The organism is Romboutsia sedimentorum, assembly GCF_030131845.1.
In the GTDB taxonomy this organism is placed as follows: domain Bacteria; phylum Bacillota; class Clostridia; order Peptostreptococcales; family Peptostreptococcaceae; genus Romboutsia_D; species Romboutsia_D sedimentorum.
The window spans coordinates 95,755-118,267 of sequence record NZ_JASKYM010000007.1; the positions used below are offsets into that span (position 1 = coordinate 95,755).

Sequence of the window (22,513 nt, forward strand, 5' to 3'; positions counted from 1 at the left end):
ATGGGATCAAAAAACATATCAATGGCAGTAATAAGAAGATTACCAAAATATCATAGATATCTTGGAGACTTGTTAGATAAGGATATTCAAAGAATATCGTCTAAAGAATTGAGTGATATAATAGGTTTTACAGCCTCTCAAATTAGACAAGATTTAAATAATTTTGGAGGATTTGGCCAACAAGGTTACGGATACAATGTAGGTGCACTTCATAATGAAATTGGGAAGATATTAGGACTAGACAAAAAGTACAATGCAATACTTATAGGGGCAGGAAATTTAGGTCAAGCAATAGCTAATTACTCAGGTTTTAAAAGAGCGGGATTTGAAGTTAAAGCTTTATTTGATGCTAATCCAAGAATGATAGGATTAAAGATAAGAGATTTTGAAGTATTAGATTCAGAAAGTCTAGAAGATTTTGTTAAAGAAAATGAAATTGATATCGCAATGTTATGTATACCAAAAAATGGAGCTCAAAACATTGTAGACAGACTAGTAAATGTAGGTATTAAAGGTATTTGGAACTTTGCTCCAATAGATTTAGAAGTACCTAAAAATATCATAGTTGAAAATGTAAACTTAAAGGAAAGTTTATTTACATTATCATATTTAATGAAAGAAAACGAGTAATATAAAAAAACCTAGATATCATACATCTTTTTTGATGTATTATACCTAGGTTTTTTAAATAATTTTATTCTTTTATAAGCCTAATTTACTTATTACCATATTTCCATAAATAACAAACCCAGTTCCTATTATAGTAAATATATATAATATTGTAGGAAGTATTTTATGTAATTTTTTTGTTTGTACATAATATTTAAGTATACCAAATAAAATATAAGTTGCCCATAATTTAATAAATAAATTATTTATTGAACTAACCATTATTAAAGTATTATCATCTTTTAGAATAAGGCTTAATGTTATACTTAAGACTAAACCTATTATAGCTGTTACAATATATCTAAAATATAAAAGGCTCTTAAAATATTTTTTTTCTTCAATTTCTTTATTTTCAACAGAACTTATTAAAACTTTATTTACTAAATATAATATATTTACAAAAATCCATGCTCCTACTATTGATAAAATACCAGACCCCACATGTTGTAATATAGTAAATGTTTTTTCTGACATGTTAAAAATGTTAAGTGCTTGCTCTGTATCTGCTGGCATAACCATAGTTTGAACTACAGAACTAAGCACACTTAAAATTATAAGCGCTATAAATAAATATCTTAACTTTATAGGTTCTCTTTTTTGTATTTCTCCCTCTTTATTCTCTTCAAAATACTCACTTGGCTTAACTGCTAATTTTATTAAATTCATAATCTTTCCCCCTAATTATTTTATATTTTTAATATTAAATTTTTAATTATATATAGCTTTTATAGGATCTAATTTAGATGCTTTGTATGCTGGAATTATTCCAAATACAATTCCTACAATAACAGATGTAGATGATGCTCCTATAAATGTTTTAATTGTAATTATTGGCTTAAATGGCATAAATATTCCTGCAAATTGAGATAGTAAGCATCCCACAAATATTCCAATTAGCCCACCTAACAAAGTTACAAATATCGCTTCAAATAAAAACTGTAACATTATAGAGTTCGGAGTTGCGCCTATAGCACGTCTTATTCCGATTTCTCTTTTTCTTTCTGTAACTGATACATACATTATATTCATAACCCCAATACCTCCAACAAACAATGATATTGCTGTTATAAGTGTAATAAACATAGTTATACTTGAAATTATCTTAGTAAATGCCTCCGTTACAGTGCCTGGATTAAAAGCTTCATAAGTTCCATCTATATCAGGATGTGAGCTTTCTAACTTTGATTTAACTTCCTCGCTAACAGATTCAAAATCAAATCCTGGAGATACATATATATCTAAAGATGTTATTTCATCACTTGCATCTTCATTCTTTAAATTATTAATCCTATCTATAGAAGATTTTTGAATTAAATCCCCGCTAAATGAAAATATTCCCTCTGACTTTTCTAATACTCCAATAACTTCAAACATAACTCCATTTATATTTATAGCCTTGCCTATGGCATCCTTAGGTTCATCAAATAAAGCTTTAGAATTTTCATAAGTTAGAACTATCACATCGTTTTTTATATCGCTTTTTTCAAAATACCTTCCTTCTAAAACAGTGTCTGTTTTTTTACTAGAAAATAAATTATTAAGGTCTTCTCCATCATATGCTGATGCCATTATTTGTGCTGTTTTATCTAAAAATTTAGTCTGTGTATATACTTCTCCTCCTAAATTCATAGAATCTTCCATTTTTGCTTTTTCTACTTTTTCAACACCATCTATTTCTTTTAAATTATATAAATCATCTTCTCTAAAAGGTTGTATCGATGAAATATCTTGTCCAAAGTTTTCTGGAGCAAAGTTCATATTTACTTTATTTGATTTTGTTTCTCCCGTAGCCTTTGATACTTGAGTTTTAAGCCCATCTCCTATAGATAAAACTACTATAACCGAGCTTATTCCTATAATAATCCCTATCATAGTTAAAAAAACCCTTAACTTATTAGCTTTCAAACTTAAAAGTGCACTTTTTATCAAGTTTTTTATACTCATATCTAGACCTCCTCAGTAAATACACCATCTCTAAGATGTATAACTTTTGTAGCATACTTTGTAAGATCTGGGTCGTGAGTAACCATTATTATGGTTTTTCCTTCATCATTTAACTTTTTTAATATACTCATTATTTCATTACTAGTATTAGTATCTAATGCACCTGTAGGTTCATCTGCAAATATTAATTGAGGCTCATTTATAAGCGCTCTAGCAATCGAAATACGTTGTTGTTGGCCACCTGATAATTCATTTGGAAATTGATTTATTTTGTCTAATAACCCTACCATCTCTAAATTTTTTTTGATTTTTTTTGATCTCTCTTTTTTGCCAAATCTATTATCATAAAGAAGAGGCAATTCTATATTTTGATATATATTTAAATTATTTATAAGATGAAATTGTTGAAAAATAAAACCTATATTTTTATTTCTAAAATGTGAACGCTCGATTTCTGTTAAGTTCGTTACATTATTCCCATCAAATATATATTGACCTTTATCAAATCGATCAAGAAACCCTAATATGTTTAATAAAGTTGTTTTTCCACTTCCAGACTTACCCATTATCATTACAAAATCACCATGTTCTATATTCAGGCTTAATGACTTTAGAACATGTAATTTATCTTTTCCTACTGAATAATATTTTTCTATACTATTTAGTTTTATAAGATTACTCAATTACTTGTCCTTCTTTCATTTCACTAGTTATAGTTTTTATTATCTCATCTTTTTCTTTTAAGCCTGATATTACTTCACTAAATTTGTCTTCTCTGTTCTCTGCTTGGATAAATTGTTTTACCAATTTATTATCTTTTATCAGATAAACATATTTTTTATTTCCATCTTCTTTTATTGCACTTGTAGGTATTTTAAATTTATTATTTGATAGCTTAATATTTATTTGTACATGATATCCATTTTCTATATTTGCCTTAGACTGTAAGTTTATTGTAATTGGATAATTAGATACCGATGTATTTGGACTAGCTTGCTGATCTAGTGCTATTTCTTGTGCTTCAGGTTCATTTGATATTTGTGCAATTGTTCCTTGTGTTTTTTTATCATTAGCCAAAATTAATATATCTACTTTTTGGTCTTCTTTTATTTTTTCTAACTCTCTCTCTGAAACTTGAGATTTTATGTTGAAGTCTATACTTCTAATTTTTAATAATTCTTGATTTTCTACATTCATATCCTTCTTTGATATAAATACTTGGCCTGCAAAAGGTGCATACTCATATGAATATTTCTTATTTTTTAACTTTGATAAATCTTTTTCTAGGCTTTTTATTTGTTCTTTAATATCGGCTTGTACTTCTTCGTTTTTATTTCCACTTTTTAAATCGCTTATTTGATCTTTTAAGTCTGAAATCTGACTTGATATCTCATCATTTTCATAAGTTATAAGTAAACTTCCCTTATTTACATTTTCACCGTTTTCCTTATGTATTGTATAATTTTCACCTTTTGTAACATCTTTATAAAAAGTTTTTGATTTTGTTGGTTGTACAACTCCATTTAAAAATATTTTCTTTTCTTCTGGAATAATATATCTTTCTGAATTCTTATCATTTTTAGCTTCATTTTCTTTTCCTTTACTTTTTACCATTAAAAATCCTACTATTCCTATCCAAATTAAAATTATCAATCCAACTATGGCTATCTTTCTTTTTTTCATTATTTACCTCCCCCATACTTATAATATTTACCACCAGTTTTAATTAATGTTAATAAATAATCATATAAAGTTCATATTATCATATAATAGATGTTAATTTTATAAAATGGACTGAAATGTTGTTTTTATGGACTAAAATGTAGTTTTTAAGCAATTTTTATATTTTAGTATTTAAATAAGCAGAATAATAAATCCCCTCTACCATAAAACAGTAAAGGGGATATTTTGTAAAATTAGTATTTAAATATTGAATACTTTATTTATTAAAAGGATAGAAATAAAACATTTGCTTCCATCTTCCATAAATAAAATTCTTTGTTTTTTATCAAGTCTTATTACTTTATCTTTATTAACAATAAAAGAGCGATGGCACCTACTAAACCTTTTGTCCAACTTCTCTTCTACTTCTTTTAAAGTTCCTCTAAATTCTATGTAACTATTATTTGTATGTAGGGCTATAGTTCTTTTTTTTGTAGTTTCAAAAAAAAGAATATCATCATATTTAACTTTCTCTAAGCACTGATTATTTTCTATTGTTATATGTTCATTATCAATCGGCTTTGTTAGATTTTCATCTATAAACATTAAACATTCTTCTATTTTTTTATAAATACTAACTATATCATCTTTAACTATATAGTCTACAGCTCTTATATGATATTTAAAAATAAGGTGACTCATATTGGGATAAGATGTAATAATTACTATAATAGCATTTTTATCAATTTCGTTTATTTTTGAAGCTAACTCAATCCCATTTATATCTTGTCCTATATCAATATCTAAAAAATAAACTCCCTTATCTTTATTTTCATTAACATAATCTAATATCTCATATGCTGAATTTGTAGATAACTTTATCTTGCCATTTATATTTTTTTTAATTAATATTTTTTTTATTGTTTTTTCTAAACTTTTTCTTTGTTCTTTATTGTCTTCGCATATAAATATGTTCAAATCTATCTCTCCCCTAGCCATATATATCTAGTTTTTGTATGAAATATTTATCTAATTTAACTGAAAAACAAACATCTTCATAGTTATCTAATATCTCATTTAAATTACTTAATCCTATACCTCTATTTGCTCCTTTAGTAGAGATATCTTGTTTAAATAAATCCGCTATATTGTCTATTTTATTTATGTATGTATTAGAAATAAGAAAAGATGTGCAATTTGATTTTTTTTCTATACATATATCTATATTAGGTTTGTTACATTCTAAGCTAGCTTCTATACAATTATCTAGCATAATTCCTATAACTCTGCACAAATCTATAATATTTATATTTATATTATCTATATTTCCGTATGTAGATATGTTTATATCTATTCCTAAATCCTCAGCTTTTATCAACTTCGCTAAAATGATTCCTTTTAATTCTAAATTTTTTATGTTTGATATTGATGTAATATTTAAATTATATGAATTTATATTTTTACTTAAAGGTTCTATACTACAATAAAAAAGTTTTCTTAGCCCTTCCATATCATTTTCTTGTATATATCCATTCATAGAAAGCAAAATATTTTTATAATCATGTCTAAATTTTTTCATCTCATTAGTCATTTTTTCTAATTTATTATTATATTCATTTATTTCTTTTAATCTATTTTCATTATTTATAATACTCACTAAAAGTAGAAAAGTCATAAAAGTTATAAAATATAAAATAAAAAGTATATTTTGTGATACTTGACTTATATCTGGTACTTCCATTAATTTCATTTGTCTCAAAGTCTCAAGGTATATCGTAATAACTAGTATTAAGGTTATAGCAAATATTGTTTTAATTTTAACATTGAAATTCCCTATATTTTTCAATAATAATTTTTTCACATATCTAGCTGACAAAAATAATAGTAAGTAAATGATTGTATAATACATCAATATATTTATTACACTAGTATTTTCATATATGTTAATATCAAATATGCCAAAGTGTATGTAGTAACATGTAATATTAATAATTATACTTAGCAAAGTTGTACTTAGTGGAATCACTATAGTAAGAAGCATTTTCTTTGTAACTTTGTACATAATAAATGACATAACAATATTTACTACGTACAAAGGTGATATTCCTAAATATTTATATGATACTAATGATAATATATATAAAATAAAAGAGTATATTATTATCAAACGTTTATTTTCTCTATTAACATAGTATATATTAACAAATGTTAATATTAATCCTATATATATTAAGATTGTATGAAACCATGTCATTTTTTTCCCCTTTAAATAATATATTGTATAATTTGAATATATATTAATGTAGATAGTAAGAATATGCGTTGAGTTCAAAGCATATTCTTACTACCTAAATAATATTATCTGTCACCTATTTTTAAATTAGGAACTGCATTTAAACTCATATCATGAATTCTTCCATTTATAAAGTTGTAATATCCTGCACATCCTATCATAGCTGCATTATCTGTACATAAAATTAATGGAGGATATTTTATATCTATATTATTTTCTTTTCCTAACTCTGTAATTTTTTCTCTAAGAGCTGAATTTGATGCAACCCCACCTGCAAGTGCTATTATGTCATATCCTTTTTCTTTAGCTGCCTTTATAGCTTTTTTAGATAAAACATCAACAGCAGCTTCTTGGAATGATGCACAAACATCTTCAACAACTATTTCTTCATTTTTCATTTTTTTAGCATTTAAATAATTTAATGCTGATGATTTTAATCCACTAAAACTAAAATCATATCCATCATCTAAAAATGCCCTTGGGAAGTCTATAGCATTTTTATTTCCTTGTTTTGCTAGTCTATCTATTATTGGTCCACCTGGATACCCAAGTCCCATAGCTCTAGCTATTTTATCAAAAGCTTCACCAGATGCATCATCTCTAGTTCTTCCTAATATTTCATACTCTCCATAATCTTTTACTTCTACTAAATGAGTATGTCCACCTGATACTATCAAAGTTATAAATGGTGGTTTTAAATCTTTATGCTCTATATAGTTTGCACTAACATGTCCTTCTATATGATTTACTCCAACAAGAGGCTTGTTTAAAGTAAATGCAAGTGCTTTAGCATGAGATAACCCAACTAGTAATGCTCCTGCTAGTCCTGGCCCATAAGTTACCGCTATATGATCTATATCATTTAATGTAATATTAGCTTCTGTTAATGCTTCTTCTAATACAGCATCTATATTTTCAATATGCTTTCTTGATGCTACTTCAGGTACTACTCCACCAAATTTTTTATGTAGTTCTATTTGAGTGTTAATTACGTTTGATAGTATCTCTCTACCATTTTTTAAAACTGCTACAGCAGTTTCATCACAACTACTTTCTACTGCTAATGTTATTATATCTTTCATACCTACACCGCCTTTACATCATTCCACATTATCATAGCATCTTCTTTATTGTCACTATAGTATTCTTTTCTAATTCCAGCCAATTTAAATCCATATTTTTTATATAAACTTTGAGCTACTATATTCGATACTCTAACTTCTAAAGTCATTGATGCTATATTACTTTTTTTACAAAGATTAACTAATTCTTTTACTAATTCATCTCCGATTTTTTTTCCTCTATATTCACTATGAACAGCTACATTAGTTATGTGTCCTTCATCCATTACAAACCATATTCCAACATAACCAACTATTTTTTCATCTATTTTAGCTACTAAATATCTTGCAACATCATTTTTAAGTTCCTTTTTAAAGGAATCTTTAGACCAGTGATGTTCAAAACAATTTTTTTCTACCTCAAATACTCCATCAATATGTTTTGATGTCATTTGTTCTATAACTAATTTATTTTCCATCATTTAACCTCTTCATCTTCTCTTCATATTCAACTTCAGCTTGAGATTTTCTTATATATATAGGATTTATATTGTAACAATCATAAACTCCGATATTTTTATTATATTTGTTCATAGCTAAACTTCCTAAGCTACTACCCTTACTTACATTATGAGAAGGTGCTGGTATGTGTATATTATCAACTAATCTAAGTTTGTCTTCATATTTGTAAACTGCTTCTCCAACTAAAATCCATTCTTCATTGCTATTTGATAATTCTTCTATTAACTCATCTATCTCAACAACATCAACATTCTTTATTTCTATTAATTCATTATTTTCAAATTTATATTGTCCCATATAAACTTTAGTTCTTTGTGCATCTAATATTGAACAAATATTTTTATCGCATAAGTTCATATTTCCTGCTAATATCTCTACTGAATTTATTCCTACTATAGGTAATTTATTTACGTGTGCTATCGCTTTAGCTGTAGCCATGCCTATTCTTAGTCCTGTAAATGAACCCGGACCCTCGCATACTGCAATAACATCTATTTCATTAATATTTATATCACTTATATTTAACATATTTTCTATCATTGGCATAAGCTTTTGAGAATGTGTTTTTTTAGTATTTATTGTATATTCACATATTAGTTTATTATCTTCTAACACAGCTACACTTGTAGCCATTGAAGATGTATCTATACCTAAAATCTTCATTATTTTATCAGCTCCTCAACTATTTTTTCGTATTTTGCTCCAACTGGATTTAATATCATCTCTCTAGACATATCTTTATATCTTAATTCTATATATAAGTATTCATCAGGAAGTATGTCTTCTATTAAATTTGCCCATTCGATTATACATACTCCATCACCATTTATATATTCATCATATCCTATATCATACATTTCCTCACTATCACCTATTCTATATACATCGAAATGGTACAGTGGCATTTTTCCTTCATATTCATTTACTATTGTAAATGTAGGGCTTGTTATATAATCATCAACTTCTAAAGCTCTTGCTAAACTTTGAGTCATAGTAGTTTTTCCAGCACCTAAGTCTCCTATTAAACATACAACATCTCCTGGTTTTAATAGTGTTCCTAGTTTATATCCAAGTTCTTTTGTTTTATTTTCATCTTCTAAATATATATTAATCATAGTTTCTCTCCATCATCTTTAGTCAAATACTTTGTTTCTATTTATAATTATCAACTAGAATCTATTATAATATAACTAACTAATATCTTAAAGGCTTATGAATTATATAAATAAAATAATTACTAGATTTTTGTTGACTTTTAAAATAAATTGAACTACATTTATGTTAAGAGTATAAATTCAATGAAACCATGAAGGTTTTTAGTGCCCTATTTTTGGAGCATTAAAAACCTTTTTTGTTTTATTCTATATTCCTATAACCTTTTAAGGTTAAAAAACCCTTTTTTAAAAGCTTATAATATTTATAGGCTTTATTTTTTTTGTATTTAAATATGTATATTATTTAAGTTTATCGACCATAATTAAAATATAAGGGATGTTTACTCCCCCAAAACATTAAATATTCCTTACTCCCCCTAGGCACTTACTATAGATGTAAGTGCTTTTTAATATCTAAATCATTATATATAAATAAAAATACCGAATGTAAATTAATTTAAATTTACATTCGGTATTTGTTTTATTTCACTTTATTTAAAATTTTCTCTGTTCTTTTATACATTGGCAATGTTAATAAAGATATCATTGTTGCTTTTAATAAGTTAAATGGCCCTATTATAAATAGTACAAACGTAAACTTATCTACTATTAAATGATTTAATGCTGCTCCCATTTCTATAACTGCTTCAATCGGCATTATAGTTGCGTAAAATGGAAGTACTATAAAGTAATTAGATATACATCCTACTATAGTCATAACTAAAACTCCAAGTAAAAGTCCAATCATAAGACCAGATATATTTCTTTTCTTTGAATATACAAAAGAAATTATCCATACAAACGAACCACCTATCATAAAGTTTGCAAATTCTCCAACTCCTCCAGTTGTTGACATACCTGTTAAAAATTGAAGTAAGTTTTTAAGTAGTTCTATTGTAACGCCTGCTATTGGTCCTAATGCTATTCCTCCAAGAACTGCTGTTAAATCAGATATATCTATCTTTAGAAAATCTGGAAAAAGCATTGGAATCGGTACAGATATAAACATTAGTATATATCCTATTGCGGATAATATCCCTACCTTTACTAATGTAGATGTTGTAAATACTCTCTTTGTTTTAATTGTTTGTTCCATAAAAATTGTACCTCCTAATTTTATTATTAGGAAAAAATAAAAGCCCGAAGAGACCATCTTCGAGCTTATTTTTTGAGTACAGGTTATATAATATACACTTATTTTGTGTATATTAATAAAACAATGCAAAAAATTTGCTTCTTCTCTCATCCAGACTATACTGTCGGCTTTGGAATTTCACCAAATCATGCTACAAATGTAGCTCGCGGGCTATACCGCCGGTAGGGAATCACACCCTGCCCCGAAGACCTATCGTGCTATTTAATTTTCCTTATTATATACTTATATAATATTTAATAATATATTTAATGTCAACTATTTTTTATATACAGTTTTCCCATTAATAATAGTATATATTACATTACTTTGAATTTCTAATGGGCATCCATCCCAAATAACTATGTCAGCATCTTTTCCAACTTCTATAGAACCAACTCTGTCTTCTATTCCTAAAGCTTTAGCTGGATTTATAGTTATAGACTCAATAGCTTTTTCTTTTTTCATACCATGCTTAACAGCTATTCCCGCACACATTGGTAAATATTGAACTGGTATTACAGGGTGGTCTGTCATTAATGAAACATTAAGTCCTGCATTTGAAAGTACTCCTGCTGTATCAAAAGTTAAATTTCTTAATTCTATTTTAGATCTTTCTGATAATGATGGACCTACTATTACTGGATACCCTTCTTCAACCAATTCTTCAACTATAAGATGACCTTCTGTACAATGGTCTAGTGTAAGCTTTATATCAAATTCTTTTGCAACTCTTATTGCTGTGAATATATCATCTGCTCTATGTGCATGAACTTTAAAAGGTATTTCTCCTTTTAGTACTGGCAACAAGCTTTCCATTCTTATATCATATTCAGGCTTATCATGGTCCTCATGTTCCATGTATAATTCCATTTCTTCTAAATATTCCTCAGCTTTTTTAAGATTTTCTCTTAAAAGAGATGCTATAGCCATCCTCGTTTGCGGAGTTTTTTCATCTTTTCCATAGCAGCTCTTTGGATTTTCTCCAAAAGCTATTTTAGATGCAACAGGATTTTTTATAATCATAGTATCTATTCTTCTACCATGAGTTTTTATTGCAATACATTGTCCTCCCATTACATTTGCACTTCCTGGAGTAGTACATACTGATGTTATCCCACCTTGGACTGCTTCTTTGAAAGTATTATCCATTGGGTTTATTCCATCTATAGGATTTAATTGTGGAGTTATTGGGTCTGTTTCTTCATTTCCATCTGCACCTTCAAACCCCATACCATCTTCCCATAATCCCATATGTGTATGTGCATCTATAAATCCTGGGTATATAAATTTCCCTTTAGCATCTATAATTTCAGCATCTAATGGCGCTACTATGTTTTTTCCTATTTCCATTATTTTTCCATCTTTTACAAGTACATCTGCTTCTATTATTCCATTAGTTACTGTGTCTATCATTCCATTTTTTATAAAAATCATATACTACTCCTCCTAATAGTGCTTATATCTTCATTGATAAAGCTACTCTTTGCTTACTCATATCAACTCCTATAACTTTTACATCTACAATATCTCCTATTGTAACTATAGTCATAGGATCTTTTACAAATGACTTGCTCATTTGTGATTTGTGAACTAATCCATCATTTTTTATACCGATATCAATAAAAGCACCAAAGTCTACTACATTTCTTACAGTACCTTTTAATATCATACCTTCTTGTATATCATCTATTTTTAACACGTCTGTTCTTAATATAGGTTTTATACCTTCTTCTCTTGGATCTCTTCCTGGTTTTTTAATTTCAGATATTATATCTTTTAATGTTACCACACCTACGTCTAGTTTTTCACTTAATTCTTTTATTCCTATTTCGCTTACTTTAGAATCTATATCTTCTATTTTTCTGTTTTCTATATCTTTAAGAGAGTATCCAATCATTTCTAACATTTTTTTACTTATATCATAAGTTTCCGGATGTACTCCTGTATTATCTAGCGGATTTTTTGCATCTAATATTCTCATAAATCCTGCACATTGAGTAAATGCTTGTGGTCCTAATCTTTTTACTTTTTTAAGTTGAGCTCTTGAAGTAAAATCTCCATTTTCTTCTCTGTATACTATTATATTTTTAGCTATAGTCTTGCTTATCCCTGCAATATGTTCTAATAAAGAATATGATGCTGTATTTAGATTTACCCCAACACTATTTACTGAATCCTCTACTACGCCGCCTAATACTCCTTCTAGTCTTTTTTGATTTAAGTCATGTTGATATTGACCTACTCCAATACTTTTAGGATCTATTTTTACAAGCTCTGCTAATGGATCTTGTAATCTTCTAGCTATAGATATCGCTCCTCTTATAGATACATTTATATCTGGATGTTCTTCACTTGCAAGTTGTGATGCCGAATAAACTGATGCACCCGCTTCACTTACTATTATGTATTGAACATCAGAATCAATTTCTTTTATCATATCAGATACAAATTTTTCTGATTCTCTTGATGCAGTTCCATTTCCAATTGCTATTATATCTATATTATGAGTTTTTATTAGTGCTTTTAATGTTTTCTTTGCACCTTCTACGTTGTTTTGTGGCTCTGTAGGGTATACAGTTGTAGTATCTAGTAGTTTACCATTCTTATCAACTACTGCTATCTTACATCCTGTTCTAAAAGCAGGGTCAAATCCCATAACTACTTTATCTTTTACTGGTGGTTGTAATAATAAACTTTTTATATTCTGACCAAATACACTTATTGCTCTTTCTTGTGCTATTTCAGTAAGATGATTTCTTATCTCTCTTTCTATTGAAGGGAATATTAATCTTTTATATGCATCTTCTATAGTATTTACTATCTCTGATTTATTTTTAAAATTACTATTGTTTACATATTCATTTATTATATAATTTATTACTTTTTCATTATTGATTTCTATTTTAACCTTTAAAAATTCTTCTTTTTCTCCTCTGTTTATAGCTAAAGCTCTATGAGGTGCTATAGTTTTTACTGCTTCACTATAGTCATAATACATATCATAAACTGATTTTTCTTCTTTAGAGTTTTTAGTAGTTACCATACCGTCTCTTAATGCAAATTCTCTTATATATTTTCTTATCTTTGCATCCTCAGAAATCATTTCAGCTATTATATCTTTTGCTCCTTTTATAGCTTCTTCTGCTGATTTTACTTCTTTTTCTTCATCTATATATTTGCTAGCTTCTATATCTAAGTTTTCTACATTGCTATTTAATATTAATAGTGCTAATTCTTCTAGTCCTTTTTCTTTTGCAATAGTTGCTCTTGTTCTTTTCTTTTGCTTATATGGTGCGTATATATCTTCTACTTCTTGAAGTGTATTAGCTTTTTCAACATTTATTTTTATTTCATCTGTAAGCTTTCCTTGTTCTTCTATTATCCTTACTACATCTTCTTTTCTACTTTGTAGGTTTCTTAAATAAACTAATTTATCATAAAAATCTCTTAAAACAACATCACTCATTTCACCTGTCATTTCTTTTCTATATCTAGCAATAAAAGGTATTGTATTTCCATCATCTATAAGTGCTATAGTATTATTTATTTGCTCATCTCTAAGATTAAACTCTTTTTTTAGTATTTCATTTATATTCATATATACCACTCTTCTTTCATTAAATTGATCACGATATCGTGAATTATTTTATCTTAATTATGTTTAAAAATTACTTTAAAATAAGGCTCGAGAATTAAATTCTCAAGCCCTTATTTGAATTATTTTTTAGATTTATTCATTTTTAAATACTCATTTATAAATAAATCTATATTTCCATCCATAGCACTATCTACATTTCCCATTTCTGCATTAGTTCTATGGTCTTTTACTAATTTGTACGGCTGAAATACATATGACCTTATTTGACTTCCCCAAGTTATTTGAGAATATTTCCCTTGAATATCTTCAATCTTTTCTTTTTGTTCAAGTTCTTTTAGCTCTATAAGTTTTGCCATAAGCATTTTCATAGCTGTATCTTTGTTTTTATGCTGTGATCTTTCATTTTGACATTGCACTACAACACCAGTCGGTATATGAGTTATTCTTACTGCTGAGTCTGTAGTGTTTACATGTTGTCCTCCTGCACCAGAAGCTCTATATGTATCAATTTTTAAATCAACAGGGTTTATATCTATGTGTATACTATCGTCTAGCTCAGGTATAACATCTATAGAGGCAAATGATGTATGTCTTTTTCCTGATGGATCAAAAGGAGATATTCTAACTATACGATGAACTCCCTTTTCACTTCTTAGATATCCATAAACATTAATACCTTCTATAAGTAATGTTGAACTTTTTATTCCTGCTTCAGGGTCTGATATCATATCTAATATTTTAACCTTATAGCCTTTACCTTCGCCCCATCTTATATACATTCTTAGTAACATTTGTGCCCAATCCTGAGCATCTAATCCACCAGTTCCTGCATTTATAGATAGTATAGCATTATTTTTATCATATTCACCACTTAAAAGAGTCTTTATCGTTAAACTGTCTATTTCTTTTTCAAGATTTATTATTGATTCTTCGATTTCTCTTTCAATAGATTCATCATTTTCTTCTAAACCTAACTCTATTAAAACTTCTATTTCTTCTAAAGCATCTTTTAGCAATTGATGCTCTTCTACTGTTTCTTTTAATGATTTATTATTTTGAAGAATTTTTTGCGCAAGTTCATTGTCATTCCAAAAATCTTGCTCATTCATTTTTTCTTCATTTTCATTTATATCAATTAATAATGAATCAATGTCAAAGAGAAGCCCTCAATTCTTCTATATTTGAAGATATACTCTCCACACTATTTCTATAATCTTGTAATTTTAACATTTGTATCCTCCAAAACTATTTACCACAACACTTTTTGTATTTCTTTCCACTTCCACAAGGGCAGTCGTCATTTCTACCTATTGCATCGTCTTTTTTAATAGTTTTATTTGCTGGTTCATCAACTGCATTAGATGATAAATGTTCAACATCTATAATTTGTTTTCTCTCTACAGGTTCTTCTATAGTTATATTAAATAAATATTTTACAGTATCTTCTTTAATATGTTTAGTCATTTCATCAAACATATCAAAACCTTCTATTTTGTATGCAGCTACAGGATCTTGTTGACCTATTGCACGAAGTCCTATACCTTGACGTAATTGGTCCATAGCATCTATATGGTCTATCCAGTGGTTATCAACTGATTGAAGTAATATTACTCTTTCTACTTCTCTCATTCTTTCAGAACCTATTCTTTCTTCTTTTCCACCATACATCTTCATTGCTATTTCATAAGTAGCATCTATTATTTCTTGTGTTTTGAATTTTTCCATGTCTGGGATTTCTATACTTCCCTTTGGCATAAACAAGTTATATAAATGATCTCTAAATCCATCTACATTGAATTCTGCTTCTTCAGTATATAAGCTTGTAGCTTCTTCTATTAAAGAACTTATCATCCCTTGTATTTGCTCTTTTAGGTTTTCACCTTCTAATACACGTCTTCTTTCAGCATAGATTATTTCTCTTTGCTTATTCATAACATCATCATATTGAAGTACATGCTTTCTTATTCCGAAGTTTCTACCTTCTACTTTCTTTTGTGCACCTTCTATAGATTTACTCAACATCTTGTGCTCTATTGGCATATCTTCTTCAAGACCTATTTTGTCTACTACTGTAGATATTCTGTCACTTCCGAATAATCTCATAAGATCATCATCTAGCCCTATGTAAAATCTTGAACTACCTGGGTCACCTTGACGACCAGCACGACCTCTTAACTGATTATCTATTCTTCTAGACTCATGTCTCTCTGTACCTATTATAGCTAATCCACCAGCTTTAACAACTTCAGCTTGCTCTTCACTTATTTGATTTTTATATTTTTCATATAGTTCTGTGTATTTTTCTCTAGCTTTAAATAATTCTTCATTACCTTCAACTTCCATACCTTCTAAAGGTGAATCTACTTTATTTATTACTGAATCATCATATTTTAATCTCTTCATTTCTTTTTTAGTTAAGAATGTAGGATTCCCTCCTAAAACTATATCTGTACCACGCCCTGCCATATTAGTTGCTATTGTAACTGCTCCTAATCTACCAGCTTGTGCTATTATTTCAGCTTCTTTATCATGGTGTTTAGCATTTAATACTTCATGCTTAACTCCTCTTTTCTTTAATAATTGAGATAATATCTCTGAGTTTTCTATTGATACAGTACCTACAAGTATAGGTTGTTTAGATGCATGTCTTTCTATTATATCTTCTACTACTGCATTAAACTTACCTTTTGAACTTTTGTATACTGCATCTGGTAAATCTTCTCTTAGTATATCTCTATTAGTAGGAATTTGAACAACATCCATTTTGTATATTGCTTTAAATTCTTCTTCTTCTGTTTTTGCTGTACCTGTCATACCTGCAAGTTTTTTATACATTCTAAAGTAATTTTGGAATGTAACAGTTGCTAAAGTTTTAGATTCTCTTTGTATCTTTAATCCTTCTTTAGCTTCTATAGCTTGGTGTAGACCTTCTGAATATCTTCTACCAAACATAAGTCTTCCTGTAAATTCATCTACTATTACTATTTCTCCGTCTTTAGATACATAATCAACATCACGCTTCATTATTACATGAGCTTTTAAAGCTTGATTTATATGATGATATAATTCCATGTGAATTACATCAGTTATATTGTCTACATTAAAGTATACTTCTGCTTTTTGTACACCTGAATCAGTTAATGTTACTGATTTTTGCTTTTCATCTAATTCATAGTTTTCTGGCTTTAATGTTAATACAAAAGTATTAGCATCTGCATATAAATGTGTAGATTTGTCCCCAGGACCAGATATTATAAGAGGAGTTCTCGCCTCATCAACAAGAATTGAATCGACCTCATCGACTATAGCATAATTTAACTCTCTTTGAACCATTTGTTCTTTATGTATTACCATATTATCCTTTAAGTAATCAAATCCATATTCATTATTTGTTCCGTAAGTTATATCACATTCATATTGAGCTCTTCTAGTTTGAGGGTCTTGACCATGAACTATTACCCCTACAGTCATTCCAAGGAACTCATATACTTTACCCATTTGTTCTTTATCACGTTTTGCTAAGTAATCATTTACTGTAACAACATGTACCCCTTTACCTGTAAGAGCATTTAAATAAACAGGTGCTGTTCCAACTAATGTCTTACCTTCACCTGTTTTCATCTCAGCTATTCTTCCTTGGTGAAGAACAATCCCGCCTATAAGCTGTACTCTATAGTGTGTCATTCCTAGTACTCTCTTTGAAGCTTCTCTTACTACTGCAAAAGCCTCTGTTAATATATCATCTACGCTCTCTCCATTACTTAATCTATCTCTGAATATGTCGGTCATACCCTTAAGTTCTTTATCCGACATAGCTTCAAATTTAGGCTGTAATAAATCTATTTCATCAACTATTTTGTTAAACTTTTTTAGTTCTTTTTTGTCTGCCATGTTAAATAAACCATCTAAAAAACCCATGTTCAGCATCTCTCCTCGCTCAATTTTTATACTATTATATATTTTACCATAAAAGTACTATATTTTATATTGTATATTTATCATTGTATTTTTTGTGCTAAAGTATAAATTTAAACTATGTAATAATAATTAATTTAAAAAAGCTATCGATAATTAAATCTATCGATAGCTTTTTAATTAATTTAAATTATCTTATTCATGTTCTAATAATCCATATCCACCATTTCTACGTTTATATACAATAGATATGTCATCTGTATCTATATTTCTAAACATATAGAAATCATGCTCACTTAATTCCATTTGTAATACAGCTTCTTCTGCACCCATAGGTTTCATGCCAAACTTTTTGTTTCTTTCTATTACTATGTTTAGTCTATCTTCTTCTTCAAATTCTGGTTCTACTTCTCCTGAATCTATACCATGGAATCTTATACTTTCATTGCTTTGGTGTTTATCTTGTAATCTATTTTTATATCTTCTTAATTGTTTATTTAATTTATCATATACAACATCTATAGCCGCATATAAATTCTCTTCTATATCTTCAGCTCTTATTATCGGCCCACTTATAGGTATTATTGTTACTTCTATCTTATGTCTAGCTTTTCTAGCGCTAACTGTTGCCTTAACTTCTGTTTCAGGGTGAAGGTAATATTCTAATCTTTCGATTTTCTCTTGTATTGCATCTTTGATTCCATCTGTCAGTTCCATTTGTTTTCCAGATATTATTATGTTCATAAAAACATCTCCCTTCGGTTATAGCAGTCTAAAGTTTTTATACTTTAATAATAAATTCTATATTAAATTATAAAATCCTTTGTTTTTATTGTTAACTTTTATAATTTAATATATTCAAATAAAATAACAAAAATTTTTGAAAATTATTGTTATTTTATATACGATATGTGGATTATTTAAAATACAAATCTGTGGATAGTGTGGATAGTTTTGTTAATAACTCTAGTTTTTGTGTATTTTAAGCTATTTATCTATATCTATATATCCACAAATATCAACAATAGTTGTTATTTATTTGTGAATTAATGTCGTAATTTTATATTTTTTATACTTTTTTAATTTTTTGTTGTATAAAATAGATAGAGTTTTTTTAAATCAAAAAACTTTCATACTTAGCTGTACAATTAGTATTTTTACAACAAAAAAAGCACCTATAAAGGTACTTTAGGATATCTAGCTGACCTGGTTTTTGACCCCACACTCGCCTACTGGAGCTTTCGCTTGGGTTCGCCGCACTATTAACTCTCTCGATTTTATTATCGGTAGGTCTTACTTCTAAGCCGCACCATGATCATCAACCCAATTTTTAGGGTTAACTTACGTGGATCCCTTTGCCTGCGACTGGCTTGGACTTTCAACCACAGACCTAAATATCACTTGTTTATTTTAATATTTTACTGTTGATATGTCAATAGAAATTTATTCTAATACATAACAATCATTATTTTTTGTTAAAAAAGACATAACATATACCTTGTTTACACCATTTAATTTAAGAATTTTAGATATTTCATTTACGGTTGTTCCTGTTGTAAATATATCGTCTATAAGCAATATATTTTTATTTTTTAAATTTTGTTTGGTATCTTTTATTATAAATACATTTTTTAACTCTTTTTTTCTTTCTGCTTTACTAAGATTATATAATCTTTTTGTATTTTTTTTTCTGCCTATGACATCTACAACTGGTATTTCAATTACTTTGCCCAAATACCTTGCTATTTTTTGAGATTGATTAAATCCTCTTTTTCTTAAACGTTTTTTATGTAATGGTACAAACAATATGTAATCAAATTTTATACTTTCTATATCTAGCTTCTCTTTCATTATATTTGCTATGTATTTACTCATATAAGTTTTATTGCTATATTTTAGACCAAATACTATTTTTTTACTAAAATCAGTGTACTCTATACACGATATGGATTTATCAAAATAAAAATTTTTACTAAAACAATAACTGCATCCAGTTATATCTATTTTTTCTAAAGAATGATTTATTATTGGCTTTCCACATTTTATGCAACCATCCTTTATAAAATGTAATTCCTTAAAACAATTCTTACACATAGAATATGTATTTTCTTTATTTATAGGTTTATTACATATGATACAAGTTATATTTTCAGGATATATAAACTCTAAAAATATATTTATTATGTTTTTAAATATGTCATATTTTTTATTTAAATAACTTTTCATATTTATTTAACTAACAACCCTTCTTCTCTAAATTTATTTAGTTTATAAGCTAGATTAGAGTATCTATCATTAGTTTTATTATTTTTTATCATATACTCTAAATATTTAACATCTCCAACTAATACAACTAATTTTTTAGCCCTTGTTACTGCTGTATATAATAAATTACGGCTAAGTAACATTGGTGGAGCCCATGTTATAGGAATTATAACTACTGGAAACTCACTCCCTTGGCTTTTATGTATTGTTGTACAAAAACTATGGTCTAGCTCGTCTAATTCATCATATTTATAGGCTACTATTTTGACTTGGTCAAATAATACATATATGGTTCTTTTATCTTTGTCTATATGATATATGTATCCAATATCTCCATTGTATACACCTTCTCCGCTATCACTTCTATCTTCATTTTCCCACTTTTTAGTGTAGTTATTTTTAATTTGCATAACTTTATCGCCAACTCTAAAAAGCCTTTTTTGAAAGTTTTCTTCTACTTTAAATTTTTCCGATTTGTTAAGATACTTCTGTAACTCAATGTTAAGATTGGTTACTCCTAAATCTCCTTTTCTCATTGAGGCTAATATTTGTATGTCTTTTAGCTTATCTACATTATAAAATTTAGGTAACCTTTCATTAACTAATCCAACGATTTCTTGTAGTACCTCTTCATTAGTATCTTTTTTTATAAAGAAAAAATCTTTTCCCTTTGAATTTAAATGTAGGGGTTCTCCATTATTTATCTTATGGGCATTAACTACTATCATGCTTTCTTGAGCTTGTCTAAATATTTCATTTAATCTAACTACATTTATAACACTAGATTCAATCATATCTTTTAGTACGTTTCCTGCACCTACTGATGGTAACTGATCACTGTCTCCAACTAATATCAGCCTAGTGCCAGGTTTTATAGCTCTTAATAAACTATACATAAGTAAAATATCTACCATTGATAGCTCATCTATTATTATTACATCAGCTTTAATTGGTTCTTCTTCATTTTTCATAAACTTAAGCTCATCACTATCAGTCGCATATCCCATTTCTAGCAATCTATGTATAGTTTTAGCTTCTTTACTTGATGTTTCACTCATTCTTTTAGCTGCTCGCCCCGTTGGAGCTGCTAATATTACCTCTTGCTTGTTATTTTCAAATATTTTTATTATAGTATTTATGGTTGTAGTTTTTCCAGTTCCCGGTCCACCAGTTATTATCACTACTCCATTTTCTATAGCTTCTTTAACTGCTAATGCTTGATTTTTAGCTAATTTAATATCTTCTTGTTCTTCCACGCATTCTATTTCTTTTTCTATATCTATATTTAGGTCTTTAAATTCGCATTGAGATAGTTTTATTATTTGTTTACATACCCCATTTTCAGATAAATAGTATGGAATTAAGTATATTAAATTTGTTCCATCCATTTTTTCTATATGAATTTTTTGATCATAAATTAAATCCATTATACATTCTTCAATAATTGGTGATTGTACTTCTAATAATTTTACAGATTCTTGAATTAAAATATTTTGTGGTAGATAAGTATGCCCGCTACTTAAAGATTGGTTTAGTGCATATAAAATGCCTTGTGATACTCTATCTTTAGAATTTTTTTCTATTCCTATTTTGCTCGCTATGTTATCAGCTATTTTAAATCCTATACCTCTTATATCTTCGGCAAGCTTATATGGATTTTTATTTATTACTTCAATAGCTTTATTTTTATATTTTTTGTATATTTTCATACAATAATTAGGAGTAATTCCATACGGAGACAACTCTATAATTATATTTCTAAGTTCTCTATTTTCTTCATAACTTTTTACTATTTGATCTATTTTTTTACTTCCTATACCTTCGACTTCTTTTAATCTTTCTGGCATCTTTTGAATTATATCTAAAGTGTTGACCCCAAACTTATCTACTATCCTCTTAGCCATTTTTTCACCTATACCATGTATCATTCCAGATGATAGATATACATAAATACCTTCTAGTGATGATGGTGTTACTGGCATAAATTTATTTACTTCAAATTGAGTACCATAAGTTTTGTGATTTATCCACTTACCTTCGACTTCTATACTTTCGCCTACTGATAAAGTTGGCATACATCCTACGATTACAACTTCACTTTCAGAATTTACTAAATGAGCTATGGTATAACCATTGTCATCATTTTTAAATACTATGTCATTTATCATTCCTTCTATTCTTTCCATACTTATTCTCCTACAACAAATAATATTTCTATCGTGCACCTAAGTTGTAATTATTATACCTTTTATATCAAATTAAATCACCCCTTAAAGTAATGTTATCCAGGTATTT

Annotated in this window: 19 protein-coding genes and 1 riboswitch; of the genes, 1 reads left to right on the forward strand and 18 read right to left on the reverse strand. The window is 27.9% G+C overall.

What is annotated here, in order from left to right; genetic code table 11:
* Positions 1 to 630, forward strand: coding sequence for a redox-sensing transcriptional repressor Rex (locus tag QOZ84_RS12570; protein ID WP_284133313.1), 630 nt, complete (start codon positions 1 to 3; stop codon positions 628 to 630).
* 72 nt (positions 631 to 702) lie between these two features.
* Here QOZ84_RS12570 and QOZ84_RS12575 read toward each other — a convergent pair whose 3' ends face one another.
* The 18 genes from QOZ84_RS12575 to recD2 all read right to left on the reverse strand — a co-directional run bounded on the left by QOZ84_RS12575 (position 703) and on the right by recD2 (position 22,404).
* Entirely contained in the window at positions 703 to 1,335 is a 633-nt protein-coding gene (locus QOZ84_RS12575; protein WP_284133314.1) for a YIP1 family protein, read from the reverse strand.
* A gap of 42 nt (positions 1,336 to 1,377) precedes the next feature.
* Positions 1,378 to 2,613 (reverse strand): ABC transporter permease, encoded by a 1,236-nt coding sequence (locus tag QOZ84_RS12580; protein WP_284133315.1) that lies wholly within the window; start codon positions 2,611 to 2,613, stop codon positions 1,378 to 1,380.
* Between the two features lie 2 nt (positions 2,614 to 2,615).
* Positions 2,616 to 3,296, reverse strand: coding sequence for an ABC transporter ATP-binding protein (locus QOZ84_RS12585; protein WP_284133316.1), 681 nt, complete (start codon positions 3,294 to 3,296; stop codon positions 2,616 to 2,618).
* Complete coding sequence (locus tag QOZ84_RS12590; protein ID WP_284133317.1) at positions 3,289 to 4,296, reverse strand: efflux RND transporter periplasmic adaptor subunit; 1,008 nt, start codon at positions 4,294 to 4,296, stop codon at positions 3,289 to 3,291. The genes QOZ84_RS12585 and QOZ84_RS12590 overlap by 8 nt, the downstream gene beginning before the upstream one ends.
* A 240-nt stretch (positions 4,297 to 4,536) precedes the next feature.
* Positions 4,537 to 5,253: a LytR/AlgR family response regulator transcription factor gene (locus QOZ84_RS12595; RefSeq protein WP_284133318.1), complete on the reverse strand. Its 717-nt coding sequence runs from the start codon at positions 5,251 to 5,253 to the stop codon at positions 4,537 to 4,539.
* Positions 5,254 to 5,266: 13 nt separating this feature from the next.
* On the reverse strand, positions 5,267 to 6,025 hold the full coding sequence (locus tag QOZ84_RS12600; RefSeq protein WP_284133319.1) for a sensor histidine kinase: 759 nt from the start codon (positions 6,023 to 6,025) through the stop codon (positions 5,267 to 5,269).
* 608 nt (positions 6,026 to 6,633) lie between these two features.
* On the reverse strand, positions 6,634 to 7,650 hold the full coding sequence (gene tsaD / locus QOZ84_RS12605; RefSeq protein WP_284133320.1) for a tRNA (adenosine(37)-N6)-threonylcarbamoyltransferase complex transferase subunit TsaD: 1,017 nt from the start codon (positions 7,648 to 7,650) through the stop codon (positions 6,634 to 6,636).
* A gap of 2 nt (positions 7,651 to 7,652) precedes the next feature.
* Positions 7,653 to 8,108 (reverse strand): ribosomal protein S18-alanine N-acetyltransferase, encoded by a 456-nt coding sequence (rimI, locus tag QOZ84_RS12610; RefSeq protein ID WP_331496581.1) that lies wholly within the window; start codon positions 8,106 to 8,108, stop codon positions 7,653 to 7,655.
* Positions 8,098 to 8,814: a tRNA (adenosine(37)-N6)-threonylcarbamoyltransferase complex dimerization subunit type 1 TsaB gene (gene tsaB / locus QOZ84_RS12615; RefSeq protein WP_284133322.1), complete on the reverse strand. Its 717-nt coding sequence runs from the start codon at positions 8,812 to 8,814 to the stop codon at positions 8,098 to 8,100. The genes rimI and tsaB overlap by 11 nt, the downstream gene beginning before the upstream one ends.
* On the reverse strand, positions 8,814 to 9,266 hold the full coding sequence (gene tsaE, locus QOZ84_RS12620; protein ID WP_284133323.1) for a tRNA (adenosine(37)-N6)-threonylcarbamoyltransferase complex ATPase subunit type 1 TsaE: 453 nt from the start codon (positions 9,264 to 9,266) through the stop codon (positions 8,814 to 8,816). The genes tsaB and tsaE overlap by 1 nt, the downstream gene beginning before the upstream one ends.
* A gap of 520 nt (positions 9,267 to 9,786) precedes the next feature.
* Positions 9,787 to 10,401, reverse strand: coding sequence for an ECF transporter S component (locus QOZ84_RS12625; RefSeq protein ID WP_284133324.1), 615 nt, complete (start codon positions 10,399 to 10,401; stop codon positions 9,787 to 9,789).
* Positions 10,402 to 10,535: 134 nt separating this feature from the next.
* Positions 10,536 to 10,654: riboswitch (FMN riboswitch) on the reverse strand.
* 62 nt (positions 10,655 to 10,716) lie between these two features.
* Entirely contained in the window at positions 10,717 to 11,874 is a 1,158-nt protein-coding gene (locus QOZ84_RS12630) for an amidohydrolase (RefSeq protein ID WP_284133325.1), read from the reverse strand.
* A gap of 22 nt (positions 11,875 to 11,896) precedes the next feature.
* Positions 11,897 to 14,038, reverse strand: a complete 2,142-nt coding sequence (locus tag QOZ84_RS12635; RefSeq protein WP_284133326.1) for a Tex family protein — start codon at positions 14,036 to 14,038, stop codon at positions 11,897 to 11,899.
* A gap of 119 nt (positions 14,039 to 14,157) precedes the next feature.
* Positions 14,158 to 15,268, reverse strand: a protein-coding gene (gene prfB, locus QOZ84_RS12640; RefSeq protein ID WP_284133327.1) for a peptide chain release factor 2 whose coding sequence is annotated in 2 segments (ribosomal slippage) — positions 14,158 to 15,192 and positions 15,194 to 15,268 — 1,110 coding nt in all. Because the reading frame shifts where the segments join, the coding sequence is not laid out codon by codon here.
* A gap of 15 nt (positions 15,269 to 15,283) precedes the next feature.
* Positions 15,284 to 17,956, reverse strand: coding sequence for a preprotein translocase subunit SecA (secA, locus tag QOZ84_RS12645; RefSeq protein WP_284133328.1), 2,673 nt, complete (start codon positions 17,954 to 17,956; stop codon positions 15,284 to 15,286).
* 192 nt (positions 17,957 to 18,148) lie between these two features.
* A complete protein-coding gene (gene hpf, locus QOZ84_RS12650) occupies positions 18,149 to 18,697 on the reverse strand; it encodes a ribosome hibernation-promoting factor, HPF/YfiA family (protein ID WP_284133329.1) in 549 nt (182 codons plus the stop codon).
* Positions 18,698 to 19,396: 699 nt separating this feature from the next.
* Positions 19,397 to 20,179 (reverse strand): ComF family protein, encoded by a 783-nt coding sequence (locus tag QOZ84_RS12655; protein ID WP_284133330.1) that lies wholly within the window; start codon positions 20,177 to 20,179, stop codon positions 19,397 to 19,399.
* A gap of 2 nt (positions 20,180 to 20,181) precedes the next feature.
* Positions 20,182 to 22,404 (reverse strand): SF1B family DNA helicase RecD2, encoded by a 2,223-nt coding sequence (recD2, locus tag QOZ84_RS12660; protein ID WP_284133331.1) that lies wholly within the window; start codon positions 22,402 to 22,404, stop codon positions 20,182 to 20,184.
* Positions 22,405 to 22,513: the final 109 nt, after the last annotated feature.